Origin of the sequence: Enterobacter cloacae complex sp. I1M (assembly GCF_014982425.1) — a bacterium.
Taxonomy (GTDB): Bacteria; Pseudomonadota; Gammaproteobacteria; order Enterobacterales; family Enterobacteriaceae; genus Enterobacter; species Enterobacter intestinihominis.
The window spans coordinates 1-14249 of sequence record NZ_JADCLG010000028.1; the positions used below are offsets into that span (position 1 = coordinate 1).

General features: G+C 59.8%; 11 protein-coding genes. 5 read left to right on the forward strand and 6 right to left on the reverse strand.

Annotated features, from left to right (window positions below; all coding sequences use genetic code 11):
- Positions 1-71: 71 nt before the first annotated feature.
- On the reverse strand, positions 72-1496 hold the full coding sequence (locus tag INF86_RS16920) for a 6-phospho-beta-glucosidase (protein ID WP_023298466.1): 1425 nt from the start codon (positions 1494-1496) through the stop codon (positions 72-74).
- An 18-nt stretch (positions 1497-1514) separates the two neighbouring features.
- Positions 1515-2966 carry a PTS cellobiose/arbutin/salicin transporter subunit IIBC gene (gene ascF / locus INF86_RS16925; RefSeq protein ID WP_022649157.1) on the reverse strand — a complete coding sequence of 484 codons (1452 nt, stop codon included), beginning with the start codon at positions 2964-2966 and terminating at the stop codon, positions 1515-1517.
- Positions 2967-3180: 214 nt separating this feature from the next.
- On the opposite strand from ascF, the gene INF86_RS16930 reads away from it, so the two are divergent.
- From INF86_RS16930 to INF86_RS16945, 4 genes are all read left to right on the forward strand, one after another.
- Positions 3181-4194 carry a LacI family DNA-binding transcriptional regulator gene (locus tag INF86_RS16930; RefSeq protein WP_038416589.1) on the forward strand — a complete coding sequence of 338 codons (1014 nt, stop codon included), beginning with the start codon at positions 3181-3183 and terminating at the stop codon, positions 4192-4194.
- Positions 4195-4327: 133 nt separating this feature from the next.
- On the forward strand, positions 4328-4873 hold the full coding sequence (hydN, locus tag INF86_RS16935; RefSeq protein ID WP_017382793.1) for an electron transport protein HydN: 546 nt from the start codon (positions 4328-4330) through the stop codon (positions 4871-4873).
- Positions 4874-4879: 6 nt separating this feature from the next.
- Positions 4880-7096, forward strand: a complete 2217-nt coding sequence (gene hypF, locus INF86_RS16940) for a carbamoyltransferase HypF (protein ID WP_193543744.1) — start codon at positions 4880-4882, stop codon at positions 7094-7096.
- A gap of 1 nt (position 7097) precedes the next feature.
- Positions 7098-8120, forward strand: coding sequence for a HoxN/HupN/NixA family nickel/cobalt transporter (locus tag INF86_RS16945; protein WP_126502707.1), 1023 nt, complete (start codon positions 7098-7100; stop codon positions 8118-8120).
- A gap of 112 nt (positions 8121-8232) precedes the next feature.
- On the opposite strand, the gene norW is transcribed toward INF86_RS16945, so the two are convergent.
- The gene (norW, locus tag INF86_RS16950; RefSeq protein WP_126490194.1) at positions 8233-9366 is read right to left on the reverse strand and encodes an NADH:flavorubredoxin reductase NorW; all 1134 of its coding nucleotides are present in this window, start codon (positions 9364-9366) and stop codon (positions 8233-8235) included.
- Positions 9363-10811, reverse strand: a complete 1449-nt coding sequence (gene norV / locus INF86_RS16955; RefSeq protein WP_022649152.1) for an anaerobic nitric oxide reductase flavorubredoxin — start codon at positions 10809-10811, stop codon at positions 9363-9365. The genes norW and norV overlap by 4 nt, the downstream gene beginning before the upstream one ends.
- A 187-nt stretch (positions 10812-10998) precedes the next feature.
- Here norV and norR point away from each other — a divergent pair, with 187 nt between their 5' ends.
- Entirely contained in the window at positions 10999-12513 is a 1515-nt protein-coding gene (gene norR / locus INF86_RS16960; RefSeq protein ID WP_023298459.1) for a nitric oxide reductase transcriptional regulator NorR, read from the forward strand.
- On the opposite strand, the gene gutQ is transcribed toward norR, so the two are convergent.
- On the reverse strand, positions 12510-13475 hold the full coding sequence (gene gutQ, locus INF86_RS16965) for an arabinose-5-phosphate isomerase GutQ (protein ID WP_023298458.1): 966 nt from the start codon (positions 13473-13475) through the stop codon (positions 12510-12512). The two genes, norR and gutQ, sit on opposite strands and share 4 nt — an antisense overlap.
- On the reverse strand, positions 13468-14241 hold the full coding sequence (locus INF86_RS16970; protein WP_015571676.1) for a DNA-binding transcriptional repressor: 774 nt from the start codon (positions 14239-14241) through the stop codon (positions 13468-13470). Before INF86_RS16970 ends, gutQ begins: the two co-directional genes overlap by 8 nt.
- Between the last annotated feature and the right edge of the window lie 8 nt (positions 14242-14249).

The following is a 14249-nucleotide window of genomic DNA, read 5'->3' on the forward strand; positions in this document are numbered from 1 at the left end:
GGGAGAGGGTGAAAACCGCATCGAGCAGTTTGTAGGCCGGGTAAGGCAACGCCGCCACCCGGCAAAACAAGCTACGCCAGATCCGCCCCGTTACTCGCAATCACCTTCTTATACCACCAGAACGATTTCTTGCGCTTGCGGTCCAGCGTGCCGTTCCCGGCGTCGTCGCGGTCGACGTAGACAAACCCGTAGCGCTTACTCATCTCCCCGGTTGAGGCCGAGACCAGGTCAATGCAGCCCCAGGTGGTGTAGCCCATCAGCGGGACGCCGTCCTCAATCGCGTCACCCATCGCACGGATATGCTCGCGCAGGTAGCTGATGCGGTAGTCGTCGTTGATCTCGCCGTTTTCATCAATGACGTCCTTCGCCCCGAGGCCGTTTTCCACCAGGAACAGCGGCTTCTGGTAGCGGTCATACATCATGTTCATGGTGATGCGCAGCCCGAGCGGGTCGATGCCCCAGCCCCACTCGCTCACCTGAATATGCGGGTTGCGCAGGGACTTCACGATGTTCGCCGCGCTGGTGTTGCCCGCGTTCATATCCGCCGACGCGCAGCGCGAGGCGTAATAACTGAACGAGACAAAGTCGACGGTGTTTTTCAGCAGGTCGTCGTCGCCGGGGTCTTTCACAATCACCACCCCTTTCTCGCGGAACACGCGGGCGGAGTAGGCCGGATAGCTGCCGCGCGCCTGCACGTCGATAAAGAACAGGTTCTCGCGATCTTTCTCCAGTGCCATCCACACGTCTTCCGGCTTGCAGGAGTAGGGGTAGAAGTTACCGCCCGCCAGCATGCAGCCGACCTGGTTTTCCGGGTTCACCTCGTGGGCGATTTTGGTCGCCAGCGCGCTCGCCACCAGCTCGTGGTGCGCGGCCTGGTATTTCACCTGGTCTTCGTTTTCCCCTTCCTCAAACACCAGCCCCGCGCCGGAGAACGGGCTGTGCAGCATAATGTTGATTTCGTTGAAGGTCAGCCAGTATTTCACCAGCCCGTTAAACGCCTCGAAGCAGGTGCGGGCGTAGCGGGCGAAGAAATCCACCATCTTACGGTTGCGCCAGGAGCCGTACTCCGTCACCAGGTGCATCGGCACGTCGAAATGGCAGAGCGTCACCAGCGGCTCGATGTTGTACTTTTTGCACTCCTCGAACACCGCGCGGTAGAAGGCAATGCCCTCCTGATTTGGCAACGGTTCGTCGCCATTCGGGTAGAGGCGGCTCCAGGCAATCGAGGTGCGGAACACCGTAAAGCCCATCTCCGCCATCAGGGCAATGTCTTCTTTGTAACGATGGTAAAAATCAATCGCCTCGTGGCTCGGGTAAAATTCGTCGTCACGCAACGAAAACCGTTTTTCCTTGCCGACTTTTACCGCCAGACGGTTTGCGCCGTGGGGGATCATATCGACCGTCGTCAGTCCTTTGCCGCCTTCACGGTAAGCCCCTTCACTCTGGTTAGCGGCAAGCGCGCCGCCCCATAAAAATCCTTGTGGAAAAACAGACATTCTTACCTCGCTTTCAGTTTATGCTTCTGCTGCTTTGTTCTGTACCGGTGCGGTTTGCAGGGCGCGTGCTTTTTCGGCTTCGTCTTCTACCGGGATATCTTCAAACCCTAACAGCAGGGTCAGCACGAACGACAGCACCACCGCCAGACCCATCACGCCAAACACCCAGACGATGGTCATCGGGTTGGCCGGGTCGAAGAACTGCACGCTGGTGAACAGCCCCGGCGCCGCCATGGAGTGGCTGGCAAGACCGGCCATGCCCGCTACCGCGCCGCAGATAAAGCCGCTGATCAGGCTCGCAATCAGCGGACGCTTCAGGCGTACCGCCACGCCGTACAGCGCCGGTTCAGAGATCCCCGCCATGATGGCGGAGGCCGCAGCCGCCAGCGCCGTCTGGCGCAGCTCCGGGTTTTTGGTTTTCCACGCCACCGCCAGCGATGAACCGCCGAGCGACAGGTTAGCGCCGATTTCCGACGGCATCACCATCCCTTCTTTGCCCGTTTCGGCAATGGTCTGGATGATGGTCGGCGTAAACACGCGGTGCATCCCGGTCATTACCAGCAGCGGCCACAGCGCGCCCATAATGGCAACGGAGAGCCAGCCCAGATAGCCGTGAATGGTGTAGACCAGCGCGGAGATGGCGCTACCGATCCAGATCCCGAGCGGGCCAATCAGCACGATGGCGAGCGGGGCGGCAATCAGCACGATCAGCATCGGCTTGAGGAAGTTTTTGGTCACCGCCGGGGTGATGCGATCCACCCAGCGTTCGATATACGACAGGCACCAGGTCATCACCAGGGCCGGGATAACGGTATAGGTGTATTTCACCGCCGTCACCGGAATTAAGGCAAATTCTACATGCTCGCCCTGCGCCGCTTTCGCCATCAGCTCGATAAAACTCGGGTGAACCAGTACGCCCGCAATGGCTATCGCCAGGGACATGTTGGTTTTGAACTTCACCGCTGCGGAAGCCGCCACCATCAGCGGCAGGAAGAAGAACGCGCCGTCGCCGATAACGGTCAGGATCGTCAGCGTCGGGTCACCTTTGCCCAGCACGCCGGTCATCTCAAGGATCATCGCCAGCAGCTTGACCATCGACCCGCCGATGATCGCCGGGATCAGCGGAGACATGGTGCCGATCAGCGCGTCGAGGATCCCGGCGCCAATCCGGCGCAGCGTAAGCTTCTGTGGACCTTCCGCTACGGCAGGTTGCAGGTTGGCGGGCAGCAGGCTCACCACTTCACGGTATGCCTGGGACACGGTGTTGCCGATGATCACCTGGCACTGATTGTCGTTGCGCACCACGCCGAGCACGCCGCTGATGCTTTTCAGACGCGCGGCGTCGGTAAGGCTTTCGTCTTTCAGAACGAAGCGCAGGCGCGTCATGCAGTGGGTGACGGCGACGATGTTCTCTTTACCGCCCAGCGCGCTAACCACGTCATTTGCCAGCGCAGCGTAATTTTTTGCCATCGGATGTGATCCTGTTATCGTTGTGAGAAGTGTAGGAAACCGGTTTCACATAATCATCATGAGTTTCTTTTAATGAAACAAGACCACTTTTTATGCATTTTTTCGTTTCGTGATGACGATCACTCGTGGCCGTAAAAAGCGTGATAACGCCGCTGCGACAATTTTTCTGCGGTGAAGTACACTGCGGCTCATCAGATTTGAATGGAATAACACTATGACCACGATGCTGGAAGTGGCGAAGCGGGCAGGCGTGTCGAAAGCGACGGTCTCCCGGGTGCTGTCGGGGAACGGTTACGTCAGCCAGGAGACGAAAGACCGCGTGTTTCAGGCCATCGAAGAGAGCGGGTATCGCCCCAATCTGCTGGCGCGAAACCTGGCGACCAAACGCACCCAGACCCTGGGGCTGGTGGTGACAAACACCCTGTACCATGGGGTCTACTTTAGCGAGCTGCTGTTTAACGCCGCGCGGATGACGGAAGAGAAGGGGCGTCAGCTGATCCTGGCGGACGGCAAGCACAGCGCCGAAGAGGAGCGCGAGGCGATCCAGTACCTGCTCGACATGCGCTGCGACGCGGTGATCATCTACCCGCGTTTTCTGAGCGTGGAAGCGCTGGACGAAATTATTGAGAAATGCGAGCAGCCGATTATGGTGCTCAACCGCCGTTTGCGGAAAAACAGCAGCCACAGCGTCTGGTCCGATCATAAAGCGTCGTGTCAGGACGCAGTATCGCAGTTGATCGCGAAAGGCCACCGGGAGATTGCGTTTATCACCGGTTCGCTGGATTCCCCCACCGGGGTGGAGCGTCTTTCCGGCTACAAGGACGCGCTGGCGCAACACGGCATTGCCCTGCGTGACGCGCTGATCGCCGAAGGGAAGTGGAGCCCGGCCAGCGGCGCGGCGGCGGTCTCTCAGCTGCTCACCCGCGGCGAAACGTTTACCGCCCTGGTGGCGAGTAACGACGATATGGCGATTGGCGCCATCAGGCAGTTGCACGAGAGCGGCGTCGCCACGCCGGGCGCGGTGTCCGTCATCGGCTTTGACGACGTGGCAATCGCGCCCTATATCGTGCCGTCCCTCTCCAGCGTGCGTATTCCGGTAACGGAGATGATCCAGGAGACCATCAGCCGCCTGATCTTCATGCTCGACGGCGGTGAGTTTAAGCCTCAGCAAACTTTTTCCGGCGAGCTTATCCTGCGCGGCTCCGTCATTGACGGCCCGCATCGCTGACGTCGACATCTGTCATCGTCACAAATGACGATGACAGATCCTCTTCTTTTTTATTTATCTTCAAAATCAATGCATTAAATATTGGCACGGTTTATGAATAGCTTCGCGCATAACAGTTATGCCGGAGAAGCAGATGAACCGTTTTATTATGGCCGATGCCAGCAAATGCATTGGTTGCCGTACCTGTGAAGTGGCGTGCGTGGTGTCCCATCAGGCGGAGCAGGATTGCGCCTCCCTGACCCCCGACACCTTCCTGCCGCGCATCCACGTCATTAAAGGCGTGAATATTTCCACCGCCGCTATCTGTCGCCAGTGCGAAGACGCGCCGTGCGCCAACGTCTGTCCGAACGGGGCGATTAAGCGCGAGAAAGGCTTCGTGCATGTGATGCAGGAGCGCTGCATCGGGTGCAAAACCTGTGTGGTGGCGTGTCCGTATGGCGCGATGGAGGTGGTCGTTCGCCCGGTGGTGCGCAACAGTGGTATCGGGCTCAGCGTGCGCGCGGAGAAAGCCGAAGCCAATAAATGTGACCTCTGCTACCACCGCGACGCCGGTCCGGCGTGTATGGAAGCCTGTCCGACGCATGCGCTGGTCTGCGTCGATCGCGACAAGCTCGAACAGATGAGTGCCGAAAAACGCCGCCGTGCGGCGTTCGACACCTCGTCATCGCTGCTGTTTTAAGCTGCAATGCGCGTTAACGGCGTACAGCTTCGGGTGCGCGGCAAGGTGCAGGGGGTAGGATTTCGTCCCTTCGTCTGGCAGCTTGCACACCAGCTGGGGCTGGCGGGCGACGTGTGCAACGACGGAGAGGGTGTCCTGGTGCGTCTCGCGGGTAGTGGGGGTGACTTTACCGCGAGACTGCGCCAGGACTGCCCACCGCTGGCGCGCATCGACCGCGTTGAAACGCAGCCGTACAGATGGAATACGCTGCCGGACGAGTTTGTCATCCGCCACAGCGAGAGCGGGGCGATGGACACGCAAATCGTCCCGGATGCCGCCACCTGTCCCGCGTGCCTGGCGGAGATGCGTGATCCGCGCGAGCGCCGTTATCGCTACCCGTTTATCAACTGCACCCACTGCGGACCGCGGTTTACCATTATCCGCGCCATGCCCTATGACCGCCCGGCCACGTCAATGGCGCCTTTCCCGCTCTGTGTGCCCTGTGAAACGGAGTACCGCAACCCGGCTGACCGGCGTTTTCACGCTCAGCCGGTGGCCTGCCCGGACTGCGGGCCGCAGCTGGAGTGGCAAGCCGGGGATGCTGCCACCACCCGCGAATCGGCGTTAAGCGCGGCGGTGGAGAGATTGAAAAACGGCGGGATTGTGGCGGTCAAAGGGCTGGGCGGATTTCACCTGGTCTGCGACGCGCTTAACCCACAGGCGATTCGGAAATTGCGGGCACGCAAGCAGCGCCCGACCAAGCCGCTGGCGGTGATGATCCCGCATGCGAACGATCTGCCGGAGGCCATCCAGACGCTGTTAGGTTCACCCGCTGCGCCGATTGTGCTGACGCCAAAAGCCTGCCTTCCTGCGTTTCCTGAGGAGATTGCGCCGGGGCTGAATACAATTGGCGTGATGCTACCTGCGAACCCGCTCCAGCATTTGCTGATGTTGGACTGCCAGCGCCCGCTGGTGATGACCTCCGGCAACCTCAGCGGCCATCCACCCGCCATAAGCAACCAGCAGGCGCTGGAAGAACTCAGTGACATCGCTGACGGCTTCCTGCTGCACAACCGTGATATTCTTCAACGGATGGATGATTCAGTAATGGATCGGGACGGTGCGATGCTGCGTCGCGCACGCGGTTTTGTGCCGGATGCCATCACATTGCCCGCCGGATTCCGCGACATCTCGCCCATGTTATGCACCGGCGCGGAGATGAAAAATACCTTCTGCCTGGTACGTGGCAACCAGGCGGTGCTGAGCCAGCATTTTGGCGATCTGAGCGACGAGGGCGTAGAGGCGCAGTGGCGCAGTGCGCTCTCGACGATGCAGGACATCTACGCCTTTCAGCCTGAGCGCGTGGTGTGCGATGCCCATCCGGGATATCACGCCCGACAGTGGGCCCGGGCGCAGGCGCTGCCCGTTGAGACCGTGCTGCATCATCATGCGCATGCGGCAGCGTGTCTGGCGGAGAACGGCTGGCCGCTCGACGGCGGGGATGTTATTGCCCTGACGCTGGATGGGATCGGCATGGGTGAGAACGGCGCGCTGTGGGGCGGCGAGTGCCTGCGGGTGAACTATCGCGACTGCGAATGGCTGGACGGTCTGCCAGCCGTTGCGCTGCCGGGGGGCGATCTGGCGGCAAAACAGCCGTGGCGCAATTTGCTCGCCCACTGTCTGGCGTTCGTACCTGACTGGCAGCAGTACCCGGAAACAGAGGCGGTACAGCGTCAAAACTGGCCGCTGCTGGCAACGGCAGTGTCGCGCGGTATCAATGCGCCGCGGGCCTCCTCCTGTGGTCGTCTGTTTGACGCCGTGGCCTGTGCGCTGGGCATTGAAACGCAACGCTATGAGGGCGAAGCCGCGTGCCGGCTGGAGGCGCTGGCTGAACGCTGTGCAGGGGTTGATCATCCGGTGACGCTCAAGACGGATAACCTTGCGCTGTTCTGGCAGCAGTGGCTGGCCTGGCGGGCGGAGCCCGGCGAGCGCGCCTGGGCCTTTCATGATGCGCTGGCAAAAGGGCTGAGCGAACTGGCGGCAACGCATGCCCGCCGACGGTCGCTCTCTACGGTGTGCTTCAGCGGAGGTGTCCTTCACAACCGCCTGCTACGCGCGCGCCTTCGTCATTACCTTTCTGATTTCACGCTTCTTTTTCCTTCGCGCCTGCCCGCAGGCGACGGAGCGATCTCCTTCGGGCAGGCGGTGGTTGCTGCCGCCCGATCATGTTCACAAAGGATTTAAAATGTTACGACTTTTACGCAATGAACCTCGTGCAGCGTGCCTGCTGCTGGCTCTGGTGATGGCTAACCTGCTGGCCTGGGGGCTGGCGTGGCACACCTTTAGCGGCAGTACGGCGCTGATGGCGGCCAGCCTGCTGGCCTGGTGTTACGGACTGCGTCATGCGGTGGATGCCGACCATATCGCCGCGATTGATACCGTGACGCGTAAGATGATGCAGCAGGGCAAGCGCCCGTCCGGCGTGGGCGCATGGTTTTCCCTCGGACACTCCACCATCGTGGTGCTGGCCTCCATTGCCATCGCCGCCACCGCCACGGCGTTTCAGAAAAATATGGAATGGTTCCACGAAACCGGCAGCCTGATTGGCACCGCCGTCTCCGCCACCTTCCTGCTGGCGATGGCGCTGGTGAATATGGTGATCCTGCGCGGCGTCTGGCGCAGTTTTCAGGCACTGAAACACGGCAGGCCCGTGCAGGGCGACATCACGCTGCCTGCCCAGGGTGGCGTCATGAACTGGCTGTTCGGCAAAACCTTCCGCCTCGTCAATAAAAGCTGGCAGATGTATCTGGTGGGCTTCCTGTTTGGCCTCGGCTTTGACACGGCCACCGAAATCGGCGTACTGGGGATCTCCGCCGCCAGCGCCTCCAGCGGGATGTCGGTGTGGTCGATCATGATCTTCCCGGCGCTCTTCGCCAGCGGCATGGCGCTGGTGGATACGCTCGATAACCTGCTGATGGTGGGTGCCTACGGCTGGGCATTCAACAAGCCGCAGCGCAAGCTGTACTACAATATGACCATCACCGGCACTTCGGTGGTGGTGGCGCTGTTTATCGGCGGGCTGGAAGCGCTGGGTCTGCTGATGGACAAGTTCGCCCTCAGCGGCGGCGTGTGGGATATGATTGGCGCGGTGAACGATAACCTGGGCGACGCCGGGTTTGTGGTGGTCGGGCTGTTTGTCGCCTGCTGGCTGATCTCAATGGCAAACTACCGCTGGCGCGGTTATGACGCGCTGGTGGTGCGGTCCTGAACCACGCAGCCCTGTTTTGCCCGGCGGCGCTACGCTTGCGCGGGCCTACAAGGTTTGCCGTTATGGTGTTAAGTAGGCCGGGTAAGCGGAGCGCCACCCGGCATGACGAGGGTTAAGCAGGTAACGATTTCAGCAGCGCGAAGGCCTCCTTCATTCTGTCTTCGCTGACCACAAAGGCGCGCATCTGACCGACAGTATCGGTGCCGCGCGCCACCATGCCCTGAGGCGAAAGGACAATCTCCCAGTTCAGATCCTGACGCTGCGTTTCACCTGCGAGATGCAGCGGTAGTTCCGGCGTTTTTACCTTCACCAGCATGGCGGGTAATTTCACCGGGGCGTTGCCGCCGAGCAGGTTTTTCGCCAGGAACATGGCGCTTAACTGAATCGGTTGCAGGAACGGCAGCACCTGGCCGTTAATTTCCGCGCAGTCGCCCAGGGCATAAATGTCCGGCTGGGTGGTTTGCAGGTAGCTGTCTACCTTCACGCCGCGATTGATCTCTGCGCCTGCGCGGTGCGCCAGCGCGGTTTCCGGGCGCAGCCCCGTCGCCGCAATAACCACATCCACTTCCACCCTGCGGGTGCGGTCGAGCGTCGCACAAATGCCGGTTTCGGTTTTGCTCAGGCTCTGCAACTGCGATTTCAGCAGCAGATGCACGCCCATGTCGGTCAGACGATGCTGTAAGCGACTGCTTACTTCTGCCGGCATCAGCGCTGACAGAATGCTGGCCGCGTGGTCAACCAGGGTGACGGATTTTCCTGCCCGGCAGAAGTCCATCGCCAGCTCGGTGCCAATCAGCCCGCCGCCGACAATCATCACCCGCATGGCGTCGCGTAACAGGGTCTCGCTGGCCTGATACTCCTGCTGACTGTTGAGCGTGACCATCAACTCGCGGCCCTCAACCGGCGGCACAAACGCCGATGCCCCCGTCGCCAGCACCAGCTTGTCGTACTGCCAGGTTTTATCTTTCGCGTTCACCACGTGGGCGTCGGCGTCGATATCGGTGACCCAGGTGTACGGAAACAGACGCAGATTAAATTGTTCTGCAAACTCCCCCGCCGTCTGGCGGGTGAGATCGTCGGCGCGCTGATTTTGGCTAATGACGTGGCTTAAATCAGGCTTGTTGTACTCATCCATGCTGTCGGCGGCGATCACCGTCAACGGCACGTTAGCATCCTGTTTGCGGATATTTTTCACCAGCTGGCGGGCGGCAAAGCCCGAGCCGATAATGACGATGCCGTGGCTCATTTTGCCTCCGTTGCCAGTTCATCAAAGACGTCTTTTCCGAGGGAACATTCCGGGCAGAGGAAGTTGTCCGGCACCTCGCTCCACGGTGTACCCGGCGCGACATCCTGCAACGGCTCGCCCAGCTCAGGATCGTAAATCCACTGGCAGACGCTGCACTGCATGCAGGGGCCGAGGTCGGCAGCGGCAGGAGCGGCTTCTGCTACGGCTTCCGGCGCAGCAGCCGCGGCGGGTGCGGTTTCCGGCAGCGGCGCAAGCGCCCACTGGCGGGCAATGTCGCGACCGTGCTGGCGACAGATTTCCAGCGCGTCGAGATCCGGACGCCATTTCGCCTTCAGGCTCAGGGACATCTCAAAACCGGCATCCTGTAAACGGGTGGAGAGACGGTCTACCGCGCCGCCGCTCCAGCCGTGTGAACCAAAGGCGCTGGCGCGTTTGTTACGGAAGCGCAGGCCGGTCATCTCTTCCACCAGTCCGGCAATTTTCGGCATCATCACGTTATTCATGGTGGAGGTACCCACCAGCACGCCTTTGGAGCGGAAGACGTTGGTCAATACCTCATTCTTATCGCTGCGCGCCACGTTGAAGATTTTCACTGCCACGTTCGGGTCCACTTCGTTGATGCCCTGGGCAATGGCGTCCGCCATCATGCGGGTGTTGTTGGACATGGTGTCGTAGAAGATGGTAATGCGGTCTTCCTGATAGTCCGCCGCCCACTTCAGGTACAGCTCGACGATCTGGGTAGGATTTTCACGCCATACCACGCCGTGGGAGGTGGCAATCATATCCACCGGCAGGTTGAAGCCGAGGATCTCGGTGATTTTTGGCGTGACCAGACGGCTGAACGGCGTCAGGATGTTGGCGTAGTAGCGCTGGCACTGTTCGAACAGCTCGGTCTGATCCACTTCGTCGTTGAACAGACGTTCGTCGCAGTAGTGCTGGCCGAAGGCGTCGTTGCTGAACAGCACCGCGTCACCGGTCATGTAGGTCATCATGCTGTCCGGCCAGTGCAGCATTGGGGTTTCCACGAAGATCAGCTGTTTGCCGTTGCCGATATCCAGCGTGTCGCCGGTTTTTACAGTGTGGAAGTTCCACTCTGGATGGTGGTGGTGGCCGTTGATGGAGTCAATGGCATTGGTGGTGCAGTAGATCGGGGTATCCGGAATGTGGGACATCAGCTCGGTCAGCGCCCCGGCGTGATCCTCTTCCGCGTGGTTGATGATGATGTAGTCGATGTCATTCAAATCGATTTCGCTGCGCAGGTTCTGCACGAACTCGCGGCTGAATTTGTGATCGACGGTATCGATCAGGACGTTTTTACCTTCGCGAATGAGGTAGCTGTTGTAGCTGCTGCCGCGCAGCGTTTTGTATTCCGTCCCGTGAAAATCACGTACTTCCCAGTCACGTTGACCCACCCAATGAATGTTATTTTTAACCAGAATAGACATAGCAACCTCAACTTAATACGGCGTTTTCAAATAAGATGACTGTCATATATCAAGTTGCGTGCCAACTTTTTAACTTATTGAAAATAATGGATTTATATTTTGATGCTCCCAAATGGGTAGTCATTTTGACTATCTTAAAAATTGTCAATATGACACTATGTATTGTCAAAATGACAGTGAGGCAGAGATGAGCTTTTCCGTAGATGTGCTGGCGAAGATCGCCATAGAACTGCAAACCGGTATTGGTCATCAGGACCGCTTTCAACGGCTGATCTCCACGTTGCGTCACGTGCTGGATTGCGATGCCTCGGCGCTGCTGCGTTACGAAGGGCGGCAGTTTATTCCGCTGGCTATCGACGGTCTGGCGAAGGACGTACTCGGGCGGCGCTTTACCCTGGAGGGCCACCCGCGTCTGGAAACCATCGCCCGTGCGGGTGACGTGGTGCGTTTCCCGGCAGACAGCGATCTGCCCGATCCGTACGACGGCCTGATCCCCGGCCAGGAGAGCCTGAAGGTTCACGCCTGTATCGGCCTGCCGCTGTTTGCCGGGCAGAACCTGATTGGCGCGTTAACCCTCGATGGCATGTCGCCGGATCAGTTCGATACCTTCAGCGACGAAGAGCTACGGCTGATTGCCGCGCTGGCGGCCGGGGCGCTGAACAACGCCCTGCTGATAGAACAGCTGGAGAGCCAGAATATTCTTCCGGGTAGCCCGACGGCGTTTGAGCAGGTGGCGCACACCGAAATGATTGGCCTTTCGCCGGGCATGGCGCAGCTTAAAAAAGAGATTGAGATTGTCGCCGCGTCTGATTTGAACGTGCTGATCTTCGGGGAGACCGGCACCGGTAAAGAGCTGGTGGCGAAAGCGATCCACGAAGCCTCGCCCCGTGCGGTGAACCCGCTGGTGTATCTCAACTGCGCGGCGCTGCCGGAAAGCGTGGCGGAAAGCGAGCTGTTCGGACACGTCAAAGGGGCCTTTACCGGGGCGATCAGCAACCGCAGCGGCAAGTTCGAAATGGCTGATAACGGCACGCTGTTCCTCGATGAAATTGGCGAACTCTCCCTTTCGCTCCAGGCCAAACTGCTGCGGGTGTTGCAGTATGGCGATATTCAACGCGTGGGTGACGATCGCAGCTTACGCGTGGATGTGCGCGTGCTGGCGGCGACGAACCGCGATCTGCGCGAAGAGGTGCTGGCGGGCAATTTCCGCGCCGATCTGTTCCACCGTCTGAGCGTGTTCCCGCTCACGGTGCCGCCGCTGCGCGAGCGGGGCGATGATGTGGTGCTGCTGGCGGGCTTTTTCTGCGAACAGTGTCGGCTCAAAATGGGGCTTTCCCGCGTGGTGCTAAGCCCCGGCGCGAGGACGCACCTGCTGAGCTACGGCTGGCCGGGTAACGTGCGTGAACTGGAACATGCGATTCACCGCGCGGTGGTGCTGGCGCGGGCTACGCGTTCGGGGGATGAAGTGGTTATTCATGCGCGCCATTTCGCGCTGCATGAGGAAACGACGCCGTCCGTGAAGCCAGTGATACCTGAGAGCGTGAACGAAAACCTGCGCGAGGCGACGGATGCGTTCCAGCGTCAGATGATCACCCGCGCCCTGGAGCAGAATAACCGCAGCTGGGCGGCATGCGCGCGGGCGCTGGAGATGGACGTCGCCAACCTTCACAGGCTGGCGAAACGTCTGGGGCTTAAGGGTTAAATAATCCCCGCCTGGTAGAAGTCTTGCAGGTTGATCGCGCCGCACAGCCTGCCGTGCTCGTCCACCACCGGCGCAGCGGTGATTTTGCGCTTCATCAGCACCTCTTTGGCTTCAATGGCGCGGCTGTCGGCATTCAGCGTCAGCCCGCCCCGGGTCATTGCTTCGGATACCCGCGCCTCCAGCTTGCCGCCGCCCACCAGCCAGCGGCGCAGGTCGCCGTCGGTGAAGACGCCCTTCACCTGGCGGTCGTTGTCGCATACCGCAACCAGCCCCAGCCCGGTGCGGCTCAGCTCCAGCATGGCGTCCATCACGCTGGTGTCGAGTTTGACCTGAGGAATGGCATCGTCCGTGCGCATCAGATGGTGAACCTTGTTGAGCAGACGTGCCCCAAGCGCGCCAGCAGGATGGGAACGGGCGAAATCTTCCTCATTAAAACCGCGCGCCTGCATCACCGCCATCGCCAGCGCGTCGCCCATCATCAGCGTGTTGACGGTGCTGGAGGTCGGTGCCAGGTGCATCGGGCAGGCTTCGCGCTCAACGGAAATATCCAGCGTTGCTTTCGCGGCCAGCGCCAGCGGCGAACGGGATTTACCGGTCATCGCTAACAGGGCTACCGATTTTTCTTGCAGGCGAGGGATGATGAGATCCAGCTCTTTGGCTGAACCGGAGTAGGAGATAAACAGCATCACGTCGCGGCTTTCGATCATCCCCAGATCGCCGTGCAGCGCTTCGGCAGGATGCACGAAGAACGCCGGAGTGCCGGTGCTGGCAAGCGTCGCGGCAATCTTCTTGCCGATATGACCGGATTTACCGATACCCGCCACGATCACTTTGCCCTCGCAGTGGATAATGGTGTTGGCTGCACGAACAAAATCCTCACCCAGACGCTCCGGCAGGCGGCTGGCTTCCTGTAGCTCCAGCAGCAGAGTCTGGCGGCCTGCGTTTAACAGAAAATCACTCATTTTTCTCTCCGGTTACGATCACGTCGATGCCCTTCGCTTCCAGCGCTTTTTTAAATGCCGGATCGATACCTGCGTCGGTAATCAGCTTATCGACGCTTTCAAGGCTACAGACAATGTTGGGGCTTTTACGGCCAAACTTCGACGAGTCCGCCATCAAAATCACTTCCCGCGCGGCGTTGCACATCGCTTTGCTGACGCTGAACACCTCGTTGAAGGTGGTCACGCCCGCGTTGAGGTCGATGCCGTCCGTGCCCATAAACAGCTTATCGAAGCTGAAGTGGTCGAAGGCATTCTCCGCCAGCTGCCCGTGAAACGACGCGGATTTTTTACGGAAGGTGCCACCGGGCATCAGGATGGTCTGCTCGCTGTCGAACTCTGACAGGGCATTGACGATGTGCAGGCTGTTGGTCATCACGGTGATGTTATTAAAGCGGCTGAGCAGCGGGATCATCTGTAGGACGGTACTGCCAGCGTCGAGGATGATGGAATCGCCGTCCTGGATAAATTTGACCGCAGCTTCGGCAATCAGCGCTTTCTGGTGCGTATTAATCAGCGTCTTGTGATCGATAGGCGGGTCGGCTTCGTCTTTATTGAGCACCACGCCGCCGTAGGTACGAATGACGGCGCCGGAGTTTTCGAGCAACACCAGGTCCTTGCGTATTGTCGTGCCGGTGGTGTCAAAGTAGTGGGCCAGATCCTCTACCGAGCACTTTCCCTGCTTTTGCAGATGCTCAAGTATGGCCGCCTGCCGCTGACGTGGTTTCATAGGCGCTT

Excerpts from the sequence above, each read along its gene's own strand:
- norW (WP_126490194.1), bottom strand. The coding sequence starts at position 9,366 with ATGAGCCACGGCATCGTCATTATCGGCTCGGGCTTTGCCGCCCGCCAG.
- ascF (WP_022649157.1), bottom strand. The coding sequence starts at position 2,966 with ATGGCAAAAAATTACGCTGCGCTGGCAAATGACGTGGTTAGCGCGCTG.
- INF86_RS16945 (WP_126502707.1), top strand. The coding sequence starts at position 7,098 with ATGTTACGACTTTTACGCAATGAACCTCGTGCAGCGTGCCTGCTGCTG.
- INF86_RS16920 (WP_023298466.1), bottom strand. The coding sequence starts at position 1,496 with ATGTCTGTTTTTCCACAAGGATTTTTATGGGGCGGCGCGCTTGCCGCT.
- hypF (WP_193543744.1), top strand. The coding sequence starts at position 4,880 with ATGCGCGTTAACGGCGTACAGCTTCGGGTGCGCGGCAAGGTGCAGGGG.
- gutQ (WP_023298458.1), bottom strand. The coding sequence starts at position 13,475 with ATGAGTGATTTTCTGTTAAACGCAGGCCGCCAGACTCTGCTGCTGGAG.
- norV (WP_022649152.1), bottom strand. The coding sequence starts at position 10,811 with ATGTCTATTCTGGTTAAAAATAACATTCATTGGGTGGGTCAACGTGAC.
- INF86_RS16930 (WP_038416589.1), top strand. The coding sequence starts at position 3,181 with ATGACCACGATGCTGGAAGTGGCGAAGCGGGCAGGCGTGTCGAAAGCG.
- INF86_RS16970 (WP_015571676.1), bottom strand. The coding sequence starts at position 14,241 with ATGAAACCACGTCAGCGGCAGGCGGCCATACTTGAGCATCTGCAAAAG.
- hydN (WP_017382793.1), top strand. The coding sequence starts at position 4,328 with ATGAACCGTTTTATTATGGCCGATGCCAGCAAATGCATTGGTTGCCGT.
- norR (WP_023298459.1), top strand. The coding sequence starts at position 10,999 with ATGAGCTTTTCCGTAGATGTGCTGGCGAAGATCGCCATAGAACTGCAA.